Raw genomic sequence first — 21,088 nt, forward strand, 5'->3', positions numbered from 1 at the left:
TCCCGCAACTCGGCGGCCTGTTCCACGGAGAGCTCCATAGCAAGAGACCCTGCCACACAAGATCAAGTAATGCTGACGGAATCACGAGACACTAGATCCCTCGCGACCTCGGTGACCGTCTTCTCCGAGGACAACGCCAAGGCGACCGCGTCCCGCTTGAACTCGGCCGTGTACCGCTTACTCATGTTGCTCTTGTTACTCACTACCTGTGACTGCTTCCTCCGGGACCATCCGTCCCAGTATCAAGCTGTCCAGCCGACAGGGGGAACCTCAGACACCGGCCGGAGAGCGTTGCTGGGTCGGGACGCGGGGGTATCAGGACATGCTGCATCGCAGCGGCTCCTCGATGTTCGTAGAAGGCGTGGTGCCGACTTCTCGTGCAAAGCCGCCGGCACCACACCTATGTGAATCCGCCGCTGAGGGCGGGCCCGGGGCAGGGGAGTTGGTAGCTCCCGGACGCCGGTCTCAGTCATGCGCGGCAGTTGGCCGCGCTCGTAATCTCAGGCGATACACCGGATCTCCTCACGGCTTCGGGAAGGGCCAACGGGCCTTCCGCGCTGCTCGTTCGAACGAGACGACACGAATAAGCGCAGGTCAACGGGTGTGAAACGAGGCTCCGACCCGGTGACGTGGCCAGACAGTAGACCCGGATTCCGGCCGCACCAAACGGCTCCCCGCCCCGACCTCGGAGCACGACACGGCTCGTTAGGTACGGCCGGAACTCGCGGCTAACCTCCGGCGCAACCCAGCTCGAAACGGCTGCGCTTGAACGCCGTCCGAAGCGGGCTCATCCCCGCCGCGCACTGAAAGAGGCCCCGCACATGAGCTACACGCTGCACCGAGGCGACGCCCTCACCGTGCTGAAGTCCCTCCCGGACGAGAGCGTCAACGCCGTCATCACCGACCCGCCGTACAACTCCGGCGGACGCACCAGCTCGGACCGCACCGGCCGCACCGCCCGAGCCAAGTACGTCACCAGCGGATCCGCGCACGACCTGCAGACCTTCCCCGGAGAGAACCGGGACCAGCGGAGCTACCGCAGTTGGCTCACTGCCCTGCTCACCGAGTCGTACCGGGCCTCTACCGAGCACGCGGTGGCCCTCGTCTTCTCGGACTGGCGCCAGGAACCGACCACCTCCGACGCCCTCCAGATGGCGGGCTGGACCTGGAGCGGGACGATCCCGTGGATCAAGCCCGCCAGCCGGCCCCGCAAGGGCGGGTCAAAGCAGTCCGCCGAGTTCATCACCTGGGGCGTCAAGGGCAGCCTGACCAAGGACCGAGACCTCTACCTGCCCGGCCACTTCATCGCCTCCCAGCCCCGCAAGGACCGCGTACACATCACCCAGAAGCCGATCGAGATCATGCGGCAACTCGTACAGATCTGCCACGAAGGAGGCACCGTGCTCGACCCGGTCACCGGCAGCGGCTCCACCGGCGTCGCCGCCCTGCGCGAGGGTCGCCGCTTCGTGGGCGTCGAGTTGTCCGAGCACTACGCCGACGTCGCCGAGAAGCGGCTCCGCGCCGAGCTCTCGCAGGACGACTTCGACCTCGCTGGGCCGGAGGCATGAGCATGAGAACAGCGAGAGTCCAGGGCCGGCAGGCCGCAGATGCCGAAGGGCAGCTGGTACATCGACACCGGTGTACCAGCCGCCTTTCTCGTTGCGTCAGGCCGCCACGAACGCCCGCCGGAACAATGGCGCCGCCTTCTCCAGGTCGCCCGCCGAAGCGACACGGACCTCCAGGTCTCCGGTCCCGAGGTGCCCGATGCCGCGCATGTCCCGGGTGAAGCCCTCCTCGAGCTCGACCGTGTCCGGGTCGAGTCTGAGATACATCAGGATTACGTCGTGCTTCGGGCGGTCGTGCGGGGCTCTCAGGTTCGCCACTCCAGGCTGACGGGTTCTTGTGCCGTAGTTCGGGCGGCGGGGAGGTCAGCGAGGCGCTCGGCGAGGGTAGCGGTAGCGAGGCGGAGGGGGAGGGCGGTGGCGAACTTGAGGCCGCGGACGGCTCGGGGGTCGACGTTGGGGAGGGTGAGGGCGTCGGGGAGTTCGGTGCGGGCGGAGTGCCAGTCGGCGGGGGAGAGGTCCTGGCGGAGGCGGAGGTGGGAGTCGGTGGGGCGCTGGACGGGATCGGCGAGGTTGCCGAGGGACGCAGCGAGGGTGGCGTTGGCGCGGTAGCCGGCCCAGGTCCACCAGCGGACGGCATCGGCGTCGCGGACCAGCAGGTTGCCGGCCGGGCTGACCTGGTGGGGCACGCGCTCGGTTCGCAATTCGCCGAGGGCCGCGGTGGCGCGGCGGGTGAGGCGGACGTCGGGGTCCGTGCCGAGGAGAACTTCGCGCAGGGCGCGGGTGAGGGTGAAGGAGAGGCCGCGGGCCTCGCCGCCCTGCCACTTGGCGACCCCGCCGTCCTCGACGGGCTCGACGAAGGCGCGCCGCCGGGCCCAGTCGATGAAGGTGACCTGCCAGCTGCGCCCGGCGAGGAGGAGTCGGCGCGGCCCCGGGCGCTCCTCGGTGAGGACCTGCGGGTCGGTGGTGCCGATCTCCTGCCGGCCGGCGAGCACGGTGAACTCGGGCGGCGCGGTGAAGGAGGCGGTGAGCTCCATGAAGTGCCGCCGGCCGAAGTGCTTCTCGGCCTCGGGCCCGATGAACAGCATGCCGTTGTCGCGGTTGAGGAACCCCTCGGCGATCAGGTGCTTCAGCAGCGGCGCGGCAGACCGGTCGAAGGGGGCGAGGCCGTTCCACCGCTCGGGCCACAGCCGGTCGCCGATCCGGTGCTCCTGCAGGGTGAGGGCGAGGAGTTGCTGGGCGACGAGGTGCCGGGGCGCGGGGGGCGGCGTCACAGGTTCGACCCACCCTCGCGACCACAGCACGAGAAGGCCGGCCGCCAGGAGCAGGGTGTCGGGAGTGGTGGCGAGGAAAAGGCAGTTGCGGGTGGTGCCCGCCCGGCGTCCGGTGCGGCCGATCCGCTGGAGGAAGGAGGCGACGGTGCCGGGAGCGTCGATTTGAATCACTCGGTCGAGGTCGCCGACGTCGATGCCGAGTTCCAGGGTGGAGGTGGAGACGATGACGCAGTCCCGGGCCTCGGCGAACGCCCGCTCGGACCGAGTGCGTTCGTCGGTGGAGAGGGAGGCGTGCGAGAGGAACACCGTCACGCCCCGCGCCCGGAGGGCCGCACCGAGTTCCTCGACCTGCCGGCGGGAGTCGCAGAAGACGAGTCGCTTCTCGCCCTGGTGCAGGGCGGAGATAACCTTGGCGGCGTTGGTCAGGGAGCCGACGTAGTCCAGCTCGACCTCACCCGGCGGGCGGGCGCTTCCGGCGGCCGCCGGGGTGACGCCGGGTGCGACGACCCGCCCTTGGCGCTCGGCCGGGCGTGCGCCCTGGAGCCAGGTGAGCAGGGCGTCCGGATTGCCGACGGTCGCCGAGAGGCCGATGCGCTGGATGCGGCGGCCGGTGAGCCGTTCGAGCCGTTCGAGGACGGCGAGGAGGTGCCAGCCCCGGTCGTCGCCGGCGAAGGCGTGCACCTCGTCGACGATCACCGCCCGCACGCCGCCGAGCAGGCGGGCGTGGTCGGTCTTCACGCTGATCAGCATGGCTTCGAGGGACTCGGGCGTGGTGAGCAGGATGTCCGGCGACTCCACCCGGATCCGGCGGCGTACGGACTCGGGGGTGTCGCCGTGCCAGAGCGCGGCGCGGCGGCCCAGCCACTGGGCGTAGGCGTCGACTCGGGGGGCGAGGTTGTTCAGGAGCGCCTTCAGCGGGGCGAGGTAGAGGACGGACGTGCCGGTCCAGTTCCCGGCGCGCATTGCGGAGAGCACGGGGAACGAGGCGGCCTCCGTCTTCCCACCCGCCGTCGGGGCGAGCAGGACGACGTCCTCGCCGTCCATCAGCGGGTGGACGGCGGCCTTCTGGAAGGGGCGCAGGTCGGGCCAGCCGAGGGTGTTGACGACATGGTGCAGTACGACGGGGTCGAGCCGGTCCAGCGGGTCGACGCCGGGAGGCTGTGGTTCCTGCACGGGGCGGGCTCCTGTTCGGGCTCGTCGGGACGTTGCCGGGACGGCACCGGCCGCCGTCAGAGGTCGATGTCGTCCGCCGAGGTCGCCGACGGCGCCGCGAAGTTCCGTTCCGTGGCGGTGAGATCGTCTCCGGCCACAGTCAGCCGGTAGTGAGCGCGCGGGTCGAAGTCAGGGAACTGGTCGACGCGGTCCAGGACGTCGCCGACGAGCTTCTTCAGGTACAGCCGGGGCGCGACGCCGACCTTCCCGCCGAGCGCCCCGCCCACCGCCCGCGCCAGGTCTGCGAGGTACGCGTCGTCGGCGAGCCGCTCGATCCGTTCGGGCGCGGCGGAGCCCTCGGCGTACAGGTCGCGGATGGTGGCGCCGAGCCCCGTCAGGGACTCCTCGGTGAAGCCGGGCAGCCGGATCTGGACGGCTCGCGGGTTGTCGAAGCGCGGGTCGGTGGTGAAATCCGTGGCCAGGCGCTGGGCGAGTGGAGGAAGGCGCTGGACCCCCTGCTGCCCGTCGAAGAAGGCGGGGGTGCCGGTGACGACGAGGTAGAGGCCGGGGAAGCGCCCGGAGTGGACCTCGTCGATGAGCTGGCGCAACGCGTTGAGCGCCTTGTCGCGGGCGTCGGAGCGGACCCGCTGCAGGGTCTCCACCTCGTCCAGGACGAGGACGAGCCCGCTGTGCCCGGCGTCCCGCAACACGGTGAGGAGCCCTTGAAGGAAGCCGAACGCGCCGAAGTGGTCGAGGTCGCCCCGGACCCCCGCGCTGCGCCGGGCGGCCGCGGCGACGTGCGGCTGGCCGCCGAGCCATGCCATCACCGCCGCGGCGGTGGCCTCGTCGCCCGCCTCCAGGGCCTGCTTGTAGCCGCGCAGGGCTGTGGCGAAGGCGGGGGCGTGCCGGGAGACGTCGGCGAGCCGGGCGGTGAGGAGCCGCTCCACCGCCTGCGGCAGCTCGTCCTCACCGGCGCCGTCGGCGAGCGCGTCCTCCTCCAGGGCGTAGAACCAGGCGTCGGCGACCGGCCGCAGGGCGCTCGGCGGGAAGCTGGCGGTGGTGAGGCGCTCGGTCAGCCGCCGGTAGACGGTCTCCAGGCGGTGCAGCGGCGTCTCCGTCTCCGACACCTGGATCTCGGCGACGGCGAAGGTGCGCCGCTTGGCCCGCTCGCAGAGCCACCGGGTGAAGAACGTCTTCCCCGACCCGTATTCGCCGCGGACGGCCTTGAAGACCGCGCCGCCTGCGGCGACGGTGTCCAGCTCCTCGTCGACGGCCTGCTCGAACCTCCCGAGTCCGGTCGCCAGCAGGTCGAGACCGCTCTCCGGCACGGCGCCGCGCCGCAGCGCGTCCACCACCGTCCGCCGTCGGACCGCGCCGACCGCGGTGGTGGACCTGGCTGTGGAGGATTCTGGCGCGTTCACCTGCTCAGTCTCCCATCCGCCCGATCGCAGGGACGCACCTCCGCCCGCCCGCTCACAGGCCGAACTGCTCGATCAGGCGGGAGCGGTGCAGGCGGAGGGTGCGGTTGTCGGGGAGGGTCTCCAGGATCTGGGCGCCGTCGTAGTTGAGGAGCTGGGAGAGCGTGGCTGCGAAGCCGCGGGCGCGGGCGACGGGTTGCCCGGCGCGTTCGGCGAGGGCGGTCATCGGCAGGGTGCCCGCCTCGACGAGTGCGACGAGCGCGCGGGGGACGGCCCGTCCCTGCGGCTTGCGCGCGAGCAGGTCCAACTGGCCCTGGAAGAGGGGTGTCGCCGTCAGCCGCTCGACCAGTTCCTCCGCGGCGCTCGCGGGCTCCGCGGCGGGCGTCGCCGACGTGGGGGCGGGCGTGCGCGGGTCGGCCGGCGCGGCGAGCGCGTCCTCCCCGAAGAGGCCGACCGCCCCCGCCGGCGCGGGCTTGGCGGCGGGTTTGCGGCGCGGCTTCGCAGCCGGCGGCGCGACCGACGCGGTGCGGTCGGCCTCGGACGCGGCACGCCCGTCCGCCGCTTTGCCCTCCTCGGACGCGGAATCCTCCTCGCCCCACCACTCAGGTGCCGGATCCCCCAACTCCCGCCACATCGAGGGCGCTTTCACCCCGAACGGCAGCAGCGCCAGCAGCGGGATTGTGAACTCCGCGAGCGTCGCCCCCCCGTGGTAGCCCGCCTTGAGGGCGGTATAGCGGACGTCGTGGTCCCGCAGCGCCACGATCCGGGACCCCGGCTCGGGCCAGACCACTCGCGGCCCGGACAGCTCGATCTCGGACGTGGCGACCGGGCCGCCGGGCGTACGGTGCCGGGCCGAGCCGACGCTCCCGCCGGACGCGTCGACCTTTGCCCCCCGGCGCTCGATGACGTGTCCGTGGTCGGAGGTCAGCAGGACGGTCATGCCGCCCGCCCGCGCGGCCCGCAGTAGCGGCTCCAGGCCGGCGATCTCGTGCGCGTGCCAGGCGCCGTCGCCGAGTTTCTGCACCTTGTCGAGCCGGTCGTCGACGGTGTTCAGCACTACCGCGACATGGGAGCGCTCGTCGCCCAGCGCCTCGGCGAGCGCCGCGGAGAACGGGGAGCCGGTGTCGGGACCGCGCAGGTCGTCCTTGTGGAAGACCGCGGCCGGGGCGCCCTTCCAGCAGGGGTGCCGGGGCATGAGCCGCTTCTCGTCGCCCTGGTCTCCCTTGGTCAGCGCGCCGGCGAACAGCGAGGTGCGGGAGACCGTGGTGAGTGTCGGCAGCGCGGCCGCGACCGCCCGCCGCACCGGCGCGCCGGACGCCGCGGGCAGCGGGTCGAACTCCGCCCACTGCTCCCGCAGTTCCTCGCCCAGCTCGCTTGCGATCGCCGCGCTCATCCCGTCGAGGAGCAGTAGCAGGACCCGTTGTCCTGCCTCGGCCACGACGGGCGCGACGACCCGCTCCAGGAGGGTCTCCACGGTGAGCATGCCCCCCGGGGTGCTTCCATCAGCCGTCCACACCGCGAGCCGCTCGCCGAAGGAGTGGTCGAGGGCGCGGCGCGCGGCGCGCACCTCCTCGCCGATCCGGCTGTACGCGGCGGCGAGGACGCCGTCGGGGTCGCCGCCGGCCTCCAGGTGCTCCAAGGCGAGGTCGGCCCAGCCGAGGTCGTGCAGCTGACGGTGTATGCCGTCGGTGACCGACTCGACGACGGCCGGCGATCCCGCGGCGAGCCACCGCCGCAGCCGTGCGGCCATCCGGACCCGAGCGATACGGGCTCGCGTCTCACCGTCGACACCCGCGAGCGCGTGCCCGCTCAGCGCGGTGACGGCGGCCGCGACCGCCTCGGCGGTGCCGCCCAGGGCGGCCCCGACGGCGGTGAACCGGGCGTCGAGCCCGGCGGGAAGCAGCGGGCTCGCGGTCGCGGCTGTCTGCGCCCCGAACTGGGCGACGAGCTGGGCGGCACGGGCCAGGACGGGGTCGACGAGCCGGTGCTCGCCGCGTTCGACGAGACCCCGTACGTAGGCCTCGCCGCTGTGGGCGAAGGAGCGCAGGAGCACGTCGAGCGCGTCGCCCTGGGCGGGCGGCTGCTCGCCGAGCCACCGCTCGGCGCGGCCCCGCGCCCGGTAGAGGTCGTGGTCGGGCTCCGCGTGCAGCCACAGGGCCGCGCAGACGACCGCGTACGCGGCGGCGTCGGCCCCGTGCTCGGCGTCCGCGAGGGCGGTGACCACCGTGCCGGTCGGGCCGCCCTGGTCGGGCTGGGCGAGGAACCGGGCGAGGCCGTCGCGCTCCGGTCCGCGCAGCGCCCGCAGCAGCTCGGGACCGCCGGGGGTGAGGGACCAGCGGAAGAGGGCCGCGGGGTCGATCCGGTCAGCCTCTCCCGATCCGGGGCGCTGCCCGGCGGATTCGTCGGCCTCGTCGGCCGGCCGCAGCCGCCGCCGGGCCAGCCGGGTGAGGGCCTCGTCGCGGGAGAGGACCCCCTTGCCGATCGGGCGCCAGCCCCGGGATCCCGCCGCGTCCAGGAGCGCCTCGGCGGCCCAGGTCTCCTTGCGCAGCCGGGTGTCGACGCCGCTCGCGCCGAACGCCTCCTGCACGACCTCCCAGTTGTCGACGGACCTGATCCGCCGCCCGTACACGCGGGCCAGCAGACCGGGGTCGAGCTCGGGGGCCTCCCGGTCGGTGAGGACGACGAGGACCGGCGGCTCAGGCGGGGCCCCGGCCGGGTGGCTGAGGTGCGCGAGGATCTGCTCGTGCACCGCGAGCACGGACGGCGCCACCGCCACCCGCATCGCCGTCCCGTCCTTCACTTGCTGCACGGCGGCCGCGTCCCACAGCGGCTCGCCCCGCAGCAGCATGACCCGCACGGAGCCGTCGAGCAGCGCGTGGCGGGCGCCGGCGAACTGTCGGACGGTGCTCACGGACAGCCGCGCCGGCCCGGCGGCGGGTGCGGTGGTGGCCTGGGACATCAGTCGACGACCTTCCACTCGAACCGGACGACGGCGTCGGGGTGCGTGGCGGCGAGCGCGGCGATCTCGGCCTGGAGCTCGGCGGCCGCCCGCGCGGCGGTCGTCCGGCCGCCGCCGGAGCGGGCCACCGGCAGCCGCGGGTCCCGCGGCGCGGGCCGCGGGACGTCCGGCACCGGCGGGTGGGCGGAGCCCTCGTCCAGGGGGACGGAGCCGGAGCTGGGCGGCTGCGACGCGACGGGCGGCTGCGGGGTCGGGGTCGGGTTCTGCCGGGACCGCAGCAACCTCATCACCTCGCTGCTGCCCTTCGTCAGCGTGCCGGCCAGGTCCGGGTAGTCGCCCGGGTCACCGGCGGCGGCGTCCCGGACCCGCTCCATGATCGCCGCACCCTCCTGGCCGAGCGTCTCGGCCAGCTCCAACTGCTCGCTCCAGCTGGTCTTCTGCAGTCCGTCGGCCACGGCCTTCGCGCTCTTCAGCGACATTCCGTACCGGTGGGCGGTGAACTCCCCGAGGTCGAAGGCCGCAAGCCGGTCCACCACGCCCTTCGAACCGATGCCGTCCTCCCGCACCGACCTCACCAACTCCTCGGCCCGCCGCGCGAGCACGAGGCGGGGCGAGGAGTCGTCCAGGCGCAGGAAGGCGCGGTGCTTCTCCAGCTCCTTCACCAGCCGCGCGGCGTCGTCGGCGACTGCGCCCGCCGACCGGCGGATCTCCCCGGCGAACTGGTTCACGATCGGCCCGCGCAGCAGCTTCGGGGCTGGGGTGCCGAACACCGTCTCGTAGCGCACGCGCGCCTCGTCCCAGTCGTCCTGGCTCGGCCGCGGCTGCTCCCGCAGCGCGTAGTCCCGCTTCAGCTCGGCGGGCACCGGCGCCGGTTCGACGGCGACCCCGCCGCGCACCCACACCCGGTCGGACATCTCCGCGTACGCGGCGGCGAGAAGCCGCACCAGCGCCTCGGGCAGCCCGCGCGGATCCGGCAGGTCGCTCCAGTCGGAGAGCTTCACCACCGACGGCTCGACGACACCCTCCCGCCGGGCCTGCCCGTTGAAGTGGTCCAGCCAGAACGTCGACTGCCGGTAGTACGCCTCCCGCATCACGCCGAGCCCGAGCCCGCCCGCGATCCGGGCGACGACCTTGCGGTCCTTGGCGTCGACCTCGGCCTGCGCGTCGCGGTCCTCGGCCGCTTGGCGCACGTACTCGAAGACCGTCTTGATCTCGGCCGGCCGTACGGGCTTGCCCGTGTTCTCGGGGTCGAGGTCGGGGTGAGCCGGGAACTGGTGGGCAAGCAGCCGCCCGGCCAACCGGCGTGCGGCGTCGTGCATCTGCGCGCCGATCGGCAGCCGCAGATCGGCCACCTGCTGCTGGGCGACAAGGTGCTGGTCGAACCCGAGGTCGACGACGCCTTCCTTCTTGTCGGAGAGCCCGTACGCCTGCTTCAGCGCGATCAGGACCCGCTCGGTCAGCGTCTCCCGCTGCGACTGCAGCATGCCCTTGGCCCGCGCCTTGTCGTCCGCGTTGAGACTGCGCGCGAAGTCGGAGTCGAAGCGGGCCTCGTCGGACAGCGCCTTGTCGATGACGACCAGCCGCTCGAAGTCGGCGCGGGTGGCGTCGGTGAGGTGGGTGGGCAGCCAGGCCAGGGTCCGCGCGTCACCGCCGGGCCGCTCGCGAAGGGTGTTCAGGCGGACGACGTCGTCCATCGGCCTGAACTCGCCCTCGTCGTACGGGTAGTCGACGACGAGCCGCCAGGCGTCGTCGCGGTTCGGCCGCAGCGCGGTGTCGGAGAGCGAGTCGCTGTCGGCGACGTTCCCGAACACCACCTCGACCTGCCGCTCGGTGCCCTTCCACACCAGGTCGAGCACGTCGTACGCGTCGAACCCGCCGGGCCCGTCGTTCACCTTCAGCGCGTCCTTGAGCAGGGTGCGCATCTTGGCGCGGCGGTTGCCCAGGTTGTTGTGGACCTGCGCGTTGGCGAGCACCGCGTCCAGGTCGACGCCGGTCAACTCGAGCCGGACGACCGCGCCGGGACCCGTCCCGGTGACCTTGATCTCCGGGACGGTCGCCGCCCAGTCCTTCGTCTTCTGCTCAAGGCGGCCGATCTCGGTCCCGGCGATCCGGGTGGTGATCGACCCGTGGTTCAGGGCGTTGAGCCGGGCGAGCGTCAGGTCGGAGAGCGCGGGGACGCTGGGGGCGAGTGCCGAGAGCAGCAGCGTCTGGACCAGCCGGTTGTCCCCGGTGAAGTCCCGGCAGCGGGCCTTGACCTGCGGGTCGGTGAGAGTCTCGGGACGGCGCCGGTAGGTCTCGACGTCGTCCTCGGTGACCTGGTTGGCCTTCAGCAGGTAGGGGCGCAGTTTGTCCCGGTACAGCTTGTCAGCGGCCTCGAAGTGCACGCTGGTCTCACCGCTGAACGCCTTGTCGCCGCCTCCCACGATCGCCGGGTACAGGTCACCGAGCGGCACGAGCTGGCCGAGCCGCCAGTCATCCCGGTGGGCGACCAGGAGCTGGCTCATCAGCTTCAGACCCGTACGGGAGCGCTGCAGCGCCCCGGAGATGTGCACCAGCGTGTCCATGAACGCCGGCGGGAACGGGTACGTCCGCCGGAACGCGTCCTCGTCGGCGCCGGTGGTCGACTTGGCGTTGCCGAGCAGTGTGTCCCAGACATCAGGCCCGAGCTTCTTGGCTTCGGCGAACGCGGCCTCGACCTGTGAGGCGGCCTCGTGATTCAGGGGCTTCAGGAGGCGGGCCTGCGCGATCGTCGGCAGGTTGCGGTCCTCCAGGACGATCGAGTCGTACCGGCCGCCGTTCAACTTCAGTGTGTCCTGCACGGCCGCCTCGGCGGCCCCCGACATCTCCTCGCCGACCAGCTCGCGCAGGTCGCGCTGGCGGGCGATGAACGACACGACCGGGATGGCCCGCCGCTCGTCCGCGCCCTCCACGAAGTTAGTGACCTTCGCGGCCTCGCGGCCGAGCGCCTTCTGGTCGTGGATGAGGGTGGCGAGCCAAAGGATCAGCTCGTCCATGAACAGGACGAGGCCGTCGTAGTTCAGGGACTTGGCGTGCGCGGCGATGATACCGAGACCCTTGTCCAGGGAGACGAAACCGTCGGCGTTCTCGGAAGCGTTGCGGGAGAAGGACGGGAACAGCGTTTTCGTCAGGTCCTGGACGAGACGGGCCCGCAGCTCCTGGTCGGTGGAGGGGTTGAGCAGGTCGAACCCCTTGGTGTTCTCGTGCTCCTCCTGTGCGGTGACCGCTCGGTCCAGGAGCTCCGGGGCCCAGGTGAACGACTCGCCCCACTCGTCCGACTGGCCGCCCGCCTCCGCGAGCTGCGCGATCACCCAGTCGTCGCCGTGCCGCCTGCGCTGCTCGGCGAAGTCCTCGAACAGGCCGTCGGTCAGATACACCTGCGGCAGGTCGCAGGTGGGGTGCAGTTTACGGACGTGCTCCACGTACCGGCCGAGGATGCGCTGCTCCAGGGACTTGGCACCGAGCATGTGGTACGGCACGAGCAGGAACTTGCGGTCGTCCGCGTCCAGCCACGCGTGGCGGGTGCGGACGGGGTCCAGCTCGGGCTTCTCGCGGGCCGCCTGGTTGCCGGAGAGCAGGGCGTACAGGACCGCCATGAAGTGCGACTTACCGGAACCGAACGAGCCGTGTAGGTAGGCGGCCTTGGAGGAGTGGCCGTCCAGCGCGGACTTGATGAGGTCCAGGGCCTCGTCGAAGTTCCCCAGGAGGCGGTCGGTGACAACATAGTTCCGCAGGGCGGCCTCGGCGCCTTCAGCCGTGACGGCCTCGCCGAGCTTCAGGACGAAGTCGGAGGTCGACACCGTCTCGGGGATCTTGATGAGCTCCCGGAGGAGGGGGCGGTCCTCGGGACGAGGGGCCCTGCTGAGAAATGCCATGTCGTCTACGCTCCTCGTCCTGTCTCAGGCTTCGGTATCGATGGTCGGTTGGGTCGTGGTGCGCTTGCGCGGGGCGGCCGTCTTCTTGGCCCTTCCGGCTGCCCGGCCGCGGGTGGCGGGGGCGGGGCGCCAGGCGCGGAGGGCGTCGTCGGTGAGGCCGAGGTCGCCCTGCTTGCTCTGCCGGAAGCCGCGGATCTCGACGGCGGGGGAGGCGCCGAAGTCGGCGTCGTACTCCCCGTGCCACTGGTCCAGCCAGGGCTGGAGCTCCAGCAGGCCGGCCAGGTACGGCACGATCTCGTCGTCGCCGAGGTCGGCGGTCTGGATGAATGAGGCGAGGGCGAGGGCCTGGTCCTGGTGGTTCCAGCCGGCCCATCCGTACAGCTCGGGGGACTGGGCGTTTACCGTGCCGTACGAGAGGAATCGCTCCTTCGGGACGTCTAGCTTGCCGCGGGCGCGCCAGTAGCTGGGCTTGAGGAAGTCGGCGGACGTGTACTTCGGGGGAGCGGGGGTCCGGTCGCGGATCTTCCGCTTGGCGGGCTCGTCCGGTGCGGCGTCTTCCTCGCGCTGGAGGTCCCAGACGTGCTCCCAGTCCGCGCGCTTCTTGAGGGCGGCGGGCTTGTAGCGGAGGGCGGAGACGAAGGGGACGTGCTCCTCGGAGAGCAGGTCGCGGACGGTCTTCGCGAGGTCCTGGCGGGGGGCGTAGAGGTCGGCGACGGAGGTGAAGTCGTCGTCGGTGGAGAGGGCTTCGGTCAGGCGGGTGAGGGTGGTGAGGGTGGGGTTATCGTTCGCGTCGAACCAGTACGCGCGGTCCTCGATGCGGTCGAGAAGCCAGGACTTCAGGGCCTTCTGACGCATGGAGTCCCAGCCCTCGGTGGCCCAGCGGCGCTTGTACTCCGGGCGTTCGATCATGCCGATGGCGCGGTTGGACTCGATGGCGTCGATGCGCTTCTGGACGAGGGTGCGGTAATCCTCGGGCCAGTGGGCGGGGATCTCCGTGATGGGGGTGGAGCCGTGGCGCTTGAACCACTCGTTGCTGGCCTCGCTGTCCCGCACGCGGCGCGCCAAAACGATCTCGAACGCGCGCTCGCCGAGGGCGAGTTCGGGGACAGCGTCCGGGGCGGGGAGGCGGAGATCCTCGGAGTGGAGGTTGTAGAGGGAGTAGACCTGCCAGTCCAGTTCCTCCTGGAGGGCGATCATCCGGGCGCGGGTGGAGGTGTAGCGGGTGTGGGCGTCGCGGAGGGCGGGGGCAACGGGGACGGACTCAGTGGTGAGGGCGCCGGGGCTGGTTGCGGCGAGCCGCTGGGCGAGGACGTCGATTTCTGTGGCGAGGGCGGTGGGGTATCCCACAGGGAGTGGATATTCCTGGAGCTTTGTGCCGGTGAACTCGTAAAAGTCCTCAAACGGAATTGTTGACTGTCGCGCACCTAGGGTGTCCACAGTGTATCCCTTGTTATGGCTCACCATCTTGAGCCAGAACCCGGCTGTGGAGCTGTTGAGTAGGCCGAGCAGCCGCACGTGTTCTTCTTCAGTCGCTCCCGGCTGCAGTTTGATCACGGGTGCGTGCCTATTGAAAACATTGCCGCCGCGATCAAGCACGAAGTGGTTGTGTGTCGCTACGAAGGCAAACATGATGGAAAATTGGGTGGAGTATGCAGATGGCGTGAACTGCATGTAGTCCCACCAGTTCAAGCCGGCGTCTTCCATTTCGCCTTGAAAGGTGCGGCGCTTTCGCAACAGGGATCGGAAAGGCCAGAGTTCGTTTTGAAGCGCTTGCACGTCGGAATTCTTGATGTATGGAAACCAGATGGTTTCCTCCGCCTTGGCACTCCAGTCCCTTACTACGTCGCCACTGAGAAATGGGCGTAGAGCAACACTATTTTCCTCAGTCTGGTATGTGCTTCGAATCGGCCTCAAGTAAGCGCTGTCGGCGCCTACTCGGACGGCGCGTCCGATGCCGGGAGAGATGACTTGAACGAGGCGACGTTCCGTCAACAAGGTTTCGGTGAGCTCTTGTCCTCCAGAGGCCAGAATCCAGGGCTGCTTCGCGAAGTAGCGCTTGCGATTCAAGTCATCCACCGAGACCCAATGGCCGCTGCTGCCCGGTCGATCGATCTGCTCAACAATTGCCCGCCAAACGAGCCCGTCCTTGGCTTCCGAGGGAGCCGACGGTTCACCCTGCACGCTTCTTACAGTCCGGATGTATTCCTGTCGCCGCGAGCCCTCCATCGGTCGTCCTACGAGGATCACCGTTGGTGTTCCGTGCCCTGGAATATAGGCCCCGGATGTGTCGATCACTTCGGTCAGCTCAACCTTGTGCGCGAAGTAGTCCTCAATGAGATTCGTTCCGAACTCCCGCTTCATGAAGGAGTTCGAGGTGATCTGGCCGACCATGCCGTACCCAGCCCCGTCGCCCCCGCCCCGCTTGGCAAGTTCGAAAAAGCGCTGAGCAAACGGGACGGAGAGTGCGTATGTCCCCGCGCACGCGTCGTACAGCTTCCGGTACAGCTCGTTTAGGTTCTTGTCCTTTACTGTGATGTACGGGGGATTCCCCACCACCACGTGATATCGCCCCTCTTGCAAAATCCCCGGGAATTTCTGCACGTCCTCCGTCGCATACGAGAAGTCCGCCAGCGGATCTCCCGGCGCCCCCTCCTCCCCGAGCCCCAACTGCAACTCCAGCTGCCGGTCCTTGATGAGCGAATCCCCCACCGACAACTGGATCGGCCACTCGTACGCGCCCGCCACCCCGAACGTCCGCATCCCGCTCGCCGCCATCGCCGCCACCAGCAGCCGGAACCGCGCCACCGCCACCGCAAACGGGTTCAGGTCCACCCCATGCACCGATTCCAGCGCCGCCCGCACCCGCTCGTACGGCCCGACCTCCGGCCGCTCCTCCGCCCACAACCGCGTGAGCCGACGGAACGCCCCGAGGACGAAGTGCCCTGACCCGCACGTCGGGTCAATCATCTTCAGCTCTTCGAAGCCGAACTCCCGGACCGCCGGCTTCATCGTGCGATCGAGGATGAACTCTTCGACGAACTCCGGTGTTTGAAGCAGCGCGTACGTCTTCCGCGCGGCCTCACTCAGGTTCTGGTACAGGTCCCCGAGAAACCGCGTGTCCCATCCCTCCGTCCCGTCCTCGCTCAAGAGGTCGGTGAAGTCGTGCACCAGCACGGAGCCGCCCGCACCCTCGACCCCGTCCCCCGCCCGCTGCTCCCGCCAGAACGCCAACAGCACACCGGCCCCGTCATGGGACAACGGAATCTGGTACAGCGGGTTGTGGTCTTGGTCGAACAGCAACCGCCCCGCCTGCCCCGCCCCCAACTCCTCGAAGGCCCGCTCCAGCCACCCCCGGTACGTCGGGTCCGCATCGGCCGCCATGTACTCGTCGTACCGCGCCTGCGCGACCTCGCGCCCGGAGACATCGGGCGCGGTGATGTACGGCTCCGGGATGAGCCCGTTGTCCTCGCTGAACCGCAGGAAGACCGTCCCCAGCACCCATGCCACCGCGACCTGCGTGACGCGATCCCCGAGCCACGTGTTCCACGTCGCCGCCGTCCGCCCGAGCTTCTTCGCCAGGTCGTACTCGCCCCGCAGTCGCTCCCCGACGTGGGGAACGGCCTTGACCTGCGCCTCCAGGTCGGTCTCCGCCGCCTTGACCTGCTTCTGTAGATCGTGGAGGAGGCTCTTGCTCTTGCGGTCGATCACGGACGGCTCCTGGAGCGATGAGAAAGGAGATGCGGGAAGAAGGGGAAACGACGGGACGCCGGTCAGGCGTCCGGCACAAGGTGTCTGTGCGCCACCCACGCGTTGGGGACGACGACCCATTCGTCGAACCCGGCCTGGTACGGCACGCTGAGCCCGGCCAGCCTCGGCGGACGTGCCGGATCGGACTGCGCGACCAGGAGCCACAGAGGACGGCCGCCCTGTCGCGTCTCCTCCGCGAGCCGCCCGAGGACGTCGAACGCGTCGTACCGGCCGAGGACGGCGGTGTCGGTGAGCAGCAACGGCCCGTTGCCGTCCGCCAGCCGCTCCCGCAGAAGCGGCTCGACCCGCCCCCATGCCTTGTCGGTCCGGACCCGCAACTGCTGGTGAGGCCGGGTGCCGGCATCGGCCGCGTCCGCCCTGAGGACCGTCTCCCAGGTGGGCCGCTCCGCCTCGTCGATGACGGCCCGCAGCTCCGCGAGGAACAGCCCGGTCAGGGACACGACGTCTGCCCCGTACGGCTCCCCGGCGAGCCGGGCGACCGCCGCCTCCGCACCCCGGATCGGCACGGTGAGCACCCGGAACCCGTCCTGGCGCGCCGAGTGCGCGAGCCGCTGCTCGGCCTTGACCGCCGCCGCGACGGCCGCGTCCGCGTCGTACTGCGTCGGGGCGGACCGGCGGCCGACGGAGGTGGAGAGCCCCCAACTCGCGGACGTGAGATGGCTGCTCAGCTCGCCGGCGGGTAGGTCGGGGACGAGCCGGAGCACGCCGTGGTAGCTGGTGGCGAGCTTCAGCTCGAAGCCGGCCTGCTTCAGGAGCCGCACCAGCGTGCTGCCGTCGGGCAGTTCGCGGGGGAGCAGCGGGTCGTCGCCCAGCTCGGGGAAGCGGTTGGTGACCCGCTTGTGCAGGGCGTCGACGGTGAGGCCGGGCTGGCGCTCCTCCGTCTCGCCCGGCTGCCAGGAGACCACACCGGCCTGGGTGATCCGCAGCGCGCGCACGAGGTCGAGATCGCGCGGGTAGACCTCCAGGCGGGGGGTGAGTGCGGCTCCCGGCGAGGCGGCGACGGCGATCTCGGCGACGCGCCGTTCGTCCCAGTCCAGGCTGCCCGGCGGCTGCTTCACCGCGTTCAGCTTGGTGAGGACCGTGCTCGCCGTCGGCAGGGACTCCTGGGTGGCCAGCTCGTCGGCCTGGGTGCCGAGCCGGAGCGCGTAGTCCTGGAGGGCGGGTGCGGTGGGAGTGTCCGCCCCGTCGACGCCTTCGCGCACGTCCATGGCGATGAGGCCGAGGACAGGATCGGCACCCTTGGCCAGCCGGGCGTGGAAGTACCGGAACCGCAGGGGTGTCTCGTTGTCGTACTGCTCCCGCTCCCAGACCGCGCGCAGCAGCGCCAGCGCCAGCGCGCGGCGGTTGCGCCGCCCGGAGGTGGTGCTGCCGCGCCGGAAGATCAGCGCGTCGGCGAGTTCGAGCACCGGGACTACCCGGCCACGCTCGGCTATCAGCTCGATGACCTGCTGGGCGAGGATCTCGAGGGCCGGGTCGTCGGACCAGCGCTTACGGATCTTCTTCACGATCTGTGGGATGCGCCCTGCCGTCAGGTCGAGCGCCTTGGCGACGTCGAGCTGCCGGACCCAGGGCACGGTGCCGGGCAACTCGCCGTTCTCGTCGGGCAGCCGGAGGAGCAGCCGGACGGCCTCACGCTCCGTCGTGTTGGACCTGCCGCTGCCGCTGCCGCCCGACGGGCGTGGGACGAGACGCGAGGCGAGCGACTCCACGCTCAGCACGGCGAGCACGTCCGCCTTCGTGCTGCCGCCCTCCGCGATCGCATCGGCAGCCGCCCGCTCCAGCTCGGACGCCTCCTCCTGGGCGGCCCTGACCGCCGCCGCGCTCGTCGGCGCCGGGGCCGCCTTGCCGAAGCGGCGGTTCCACAGCTTCTGCCGGTTCTGGATCTCCGTGCGGGTGACCGCGCCCATGCCCGGCGCGGTGAGGAACTTCCGCACCGAGTAGTCGAGGACGTCCCCGACGGTGTGCAGCCCGAGGGCGAACAGCTGGGACTGCGCGGCGAGCGTCAGACCCGCCACCGACAGCGGCGTTGAGCGCTCTACCCGCTCGGCCTGCTGGTCGCGGATCTCCTCGGCCGAGGCGTCGTCGTCCTGGCCGATCTCCGGCTCCGGCCGGACCTCGATGCCCTCCGCCACCTTGCTCCCGTGCCGGGAGCTGGGCGCGGTGGTCCGCCGGGCATCGAGGAAGACCGCGTTCCACGCGCTCTCCATCGGCTTCAGGTCCGGGTAGCGGTCCTTGACGTCCCGGGCCAGCGCCTTGCGGAAGAACTCGACCAGGCCCGCCCTGACCGGGTCGTCGAACGCGTCCGCCGCGAGCTGCGGGTACGGCCAGTCCTTCTGATCGGTCTGACGGGGCGTCACCGAGCCGTCGCCCCAGCGGGGCAGCTCCCTCGACGCCATCTCGTGCAGAGTCACCGCGAGCGCGTACCGCTCGGCGTGGCCGTCGTACGTGCCGCGGGTGATGATCCCGACGAACGGGTCGAGGTACCCCTCGGTGCCCGCGTCGATTTCCTTCGCCGGGTACGCGGCAAGCGAGAAGTCGATCAGCACGAGCTGGCGGGTGCCGTTGGGGCGGATCCGGATGGCGATGTTGTCCGGCTTGAGGTCGCGGTGCCAGATCCCCTCACCCTCCAGATGGTTCACCGCGCCGAACAGGTACTTCCCGTACGCCTCCAACTGGTCCGTCCACAGCCGGCCGTAGTCCCGCAGTTGGCGGGCGACGGTGTCCTCCCGACGGGCGGACCTGCCCTCCGAGTCGAGGGCGCGGCTGTCGCCCACGTACTCCAGGGCGAGCACCCGGCGGTCGGCCAGCGTCAGCGGCTCCTTCTCGTAGAGCCCGATGATGCTGGAGTCCCGGTGGATGCGGCCCAGGACCTCCGCCTCGCGGTCGAGGACGACGTGCTTGGCCTCGCTCAGCGCGACCTTGAGCACTGCCACCGGCAGGCTGCCGCTGCGGCGCGGCTCGCCGTCCCGGTCGCGGACGAGGAACGCGCGCGAGGTCGAACCCGTGCCGAGCCGCCGGACGACCTCCCAGCGGCGGGCGAGCACGTCGCCTGCGACCGCCTCCAGCGGGTCCTTCTCCGGCTCGTTCTTCTCCGGCGGCGACCCGTCGGCCGGCGGCTCCCCGCCCGCCCCGTCCTTCTCGGCGAACGCCTCCTCGACGTACTCCAGCATCTCCAGGAAGTCGGCGACGGTCGACAACCGGCGGCTCGGCTCGTACGAGGTGGCCGCCTCGACCAGCTCGTCGACGTCGGTGCTGAGGCCGTTCACCAGCGCGCTCGGCGCGAGGGTCTCGCCCGACTCGAGCCGGGACATCACCTCGCTCTGATCCGCGCCCGGCGCCTGCCCGGTGACCAGCAGGTACGTCAGTACGCCGAGCCCGTAGACGTCGAGCCGGACAGGGTCGGCGCGCGGAATGCGCAGCTCGGGCGCGAGGTAGGGATCGGCCTGCTGGGCGACGTGCAGGCCGGAGAGGTGCGACGTCGCCAGCGTCAGCGGCCTGCCCTGGGTGGTGCTGTGCCCCGAGGCGATCTGCCAGTCCGATATCTGCAGCCGGGGGCCGAGCCAGCGCTGCTCCTCGCCCAGCTCGCGGCCGCGCGGGCCGCGGTCCCGCGGGATGACGTGCACCGCGTGCGCGGACAGGGTGCGGTGGTGCAGGCGGCGGGAGTGCGCCGAGCGGACGGTCTCCGCGAGCTGGCGCACCAGGCCGAGCCGGGCGCGCAGGTCGAGGCGCTCGCCGTGCTGGACGAGGTAGTCGTCGAGCCGCAGCGTCTCGGGGTGGTAGTCGAAGAGGATGGCCGGACCGGCCGGGTGGCCCGACGGCAGGTAGCTCTTCAGCCGCACGACGCCCGGGTGCTGGAACCGGCTGAGGACCGTCGCCTCCCGCGCGGCCGCCTTCTCCACCGAGGCCCGCTCGGTGGCCGTGGCGCCCCGCTCGCTGAGGAAGACCCGCACGCGGGCGAGGTCGTTGAGCTGGGTGTGGCGGCCCAGGTAGTCGGCCCAGGTGGGGCCCGTGTCGAACGACTTTGCGTCGAGGAGGTAGGATCCCACCTCGTGCTTGCGACGGACGGGGGAGAGGCCGAGCTTTTTGAGCGCGGAGTCGACCTGGCGGGAGACCGCCGCCGTGACCTCGCGGCGGGGATCCGACGGCACGGCGGCCAGCATGTCCACGAGCTGCTTGATCGTGTACACGCCGTTTCGGTCCGCGCCTGCGAGGTGGACCTGAAGCGCGTCGTCCGTGAAGCAGACCGCCTCGCCGACCCAGATCCGCGGCTTGCCGGGACCGCGGCCCACGACGTTGCCGATCAGGCCCGCCAGTTCCTTCGCCTTCTGATTCGTCAGATGCAGCGGGTTGCCGTGCTGGCGCTGTGCGCCGCCCGGCGTGGTCTGTACCCACTCCCGGCCGCCGCCGCCCACCGAGCCGTGCCAGTCCTTCAGCTCGACCAGGAACACGCCCGCCGGGGCGGCGACCATGAGGTCGACCTCGCGGACGTGCCCGCTGTTCGCCGTGAACGTGAAGTTCGACCAGGCACGCCAGGGCTCCTCGTCCGGCAGTCGCCGACGGATGGCGTCCAGCCCGCGGCGCTCGTGCTCGAACTCGGACGCGGTGACCGTCGTCCAGCGGCCATCCTCCATGCGGCTCCCTACCCCGTCTCACCGTTTCGGCTCATCTGCGGTCCGGCCGGAGCCCTCACCGGTGTGCGACCCAGGAACCCTGCAAACGCTCCCGTCCGAAATTCTAGACCGTAAAGGCACGTGAGGTGGGGGACAGCGCTGGGCTGCTGACAGCGCGGCCGCGGCTGCAATCCGGCCAGCTCTTCGCGGACGGCGGATTCGGAGCCGGCGGCCGGAGGTAGCGACGACGCAGGTTTGATCTGACGACGCCTCCGTCTGGCTCCCCACGACTCGTGAGCATGCGCCAAGAGCGCTTTGTAGACCCTCCACAACTCCATGAGGTGATGACGTTGACGGGCCGCGCGACTGCTCGACCGAAGACGCCAAAGGGCGGCAGGCGCATCGACACGCCCAGGCGTCAGCCGCCCTTCGGCTTGGGCCGTACTGGCCCA

8 protein-coding genes and 1 pseudogene are annotated in these 21,088 nt (G+C 71.0%); 1 reads left to right on the top strand and 8 read right to left on the bottom strand.

Annotated features, from left to right (window positions below; all coding sequences use genetic code 11):
* Positions 1–62: 62 nt before the first annotated feature.
* The gene (locus ACIBAE_RS00005; RefSeq protein WP_399281422.1) at positions 63–185 is read right to left on the bottom strand and encodes a transposase; all 123 of its coding nucleotides are present in this window, start codon (positions 183–185) and stop codon (positions 63–65) included.
* Positions 186–821: 636 nt separating this feature from the next.
* On the opposite strand from ACIBAE_RS00005, the gene ACIBAE_RS00010 reads away from it, so the two are divergent.
* Positions 822–1,568 (top strand): DNA-methyltransferase, encoded by a 747-nt coding sequence (locus ACIBAE_RS00010; protein WP_399281423.1) that lies wholly within the window; start codon positions 822–824, stop codon positions 1,566–1,568.
* Positions 1,569–1,664: 96 nt separating this feature from the next.
* Here ACIBAE_RS00010 and ACIBAE_RS00015 read toward each other — a convergent pair.
* The 7 genes and pseudogenes from ACIBAE_RS00015 to pglW form a co-directional block, all read right to left on the bottom strand.
* A pseudogene (locus tag ACIBAE_RS00015) lies at positions 1,665–1,856 on the bottom strand (hypothetical protein); the annotation flags it as partial.
* Positions 1,857–1,870: 14 nt separating this feature from the next.
* The gene (locus tag ACIBAE_RS00020) at positions 1,871–4,009 is read right to left on the bottom strand and encodes a DEAD/DEAH box helicase (protein ID WP_399281424.1); all 2,139 of its coding nucleotides are present in this window, start codon (positions 4,007–4,009) and stop codon (positions 1,871–1,873) included.
* A gap of 56 nt (positions 4,010–4,065) precedes the next feature.
* Positions 4,066–5,409, bottom strand: a complete 1,344-nt coding sequence (gene brxD / locus ACIBAE_RS00025; RefSeq protein ID WP_030881239.1) for a BREX system ATP-binding protein BrxD — start codon at positions 5,407–5,409, stop codon at positions 4,066–4,068.
* Between the two features lie 52 nt (positions 5,410–5,461).
* On the bottom strand, positions 5,462–8,365 hold the full coding sequence (gene pglZ / locus ACIBAE_RS00030) for a BREX-2 system phosphatase PglZ (protein WP_399281425.1): 2,904 nt from the start codon (positions 8,363–8,365) through the stop codon (positions 5,462–5,464).
* Complete coding sequence (locus ACIBAE_RS00035; RefSeq protein WP_399281426.1) at positions 8,365–12,258, bottom strand: phage resistance protein; 3,894 nt, start codon at positions 12,256–12,258, stop codon at positions 8,365–8,367. The genes pglZ and ACIBAE_RS00035 overlap by 1 nt, the downstream gene beginning before the upstream one ends.
* Positions 12,259–12,282: 24 nt before the next feature.
* Positions 12,283–15,966 carry a BREX-2 system adenine-specific DNA-methyltransferase PglX gene (gene pglX / locus ACIBAE_RS00040; protein ID WP_399281427.1) on the bottom strand — a complete coding sequence of 1,228 codons (3,684 nt, stop codon included), beginning with the start codon at positions 15,964–15,966 and terminating at the stop codon, positions 12,283–12,285.
* A 62-nt stretch (positions 15,967–16,028) separates the two neighbouring features.
* A complete protein-coding gene (pglW, locus tag ACIBAE_RS00045) occupies positions 16,029–20,657 on the bottom strand; it encodes a BREX system serine/threonine kinase PglW (RefSeq protein ID WP_399281428.1) in 4,629 nt (1,542 codons plus the stop codon).
* Positions 20,658–21,088 lie beyond the last annotated feature (431 nt).

The sequence above is a fragment of the Streptomyces sp. NPDC051569 genome, from assembly GCF_044454085.1.
Classification (GTDB): domain Bacteria; phylum Actinomycetota; class Actinomycetes; order Streptomycetales; family Streptomycetaceae; genus Streptomyces.

Coding starts and splice junctions, on each gene's coding strand:
- ACIBAE_RS00005 (WP_399281422.1), bottom strand. CDS start 185: ATGAGTAAGCGGTACACGGCCGAGTTCAAGCGGGACGCGGTCGCCTTG.
- ACIBAE_RS00010 (WP_399281423.1), top strand. CDS start 822: ATGAGCTACACGCTGCACCGAGGCGACGCCCTCACCGTGCTGAAGTCC.
- pglZ (WP_399281425.1), bottom strand. CDS start 8,365: ATGTCCCAGGCCACCACCGCACCCGCCGCCGGGCCGGCGCGGCTGTCC.
- ACIBAE_RS00035 (WP_399281426.1), bottom strand. CDS start 12,258: ATGGCATTTCTCAGCAGGGCCCCTCGTCCCGAGGACCGCCCCCTCCTC.
- pglW (WP_399281428.1), bottom strand. CDS start 20,657: ATGGAGGATGGCCGCTGGACGACGGTCACCGCGTCCGAGTTCGAGCAC.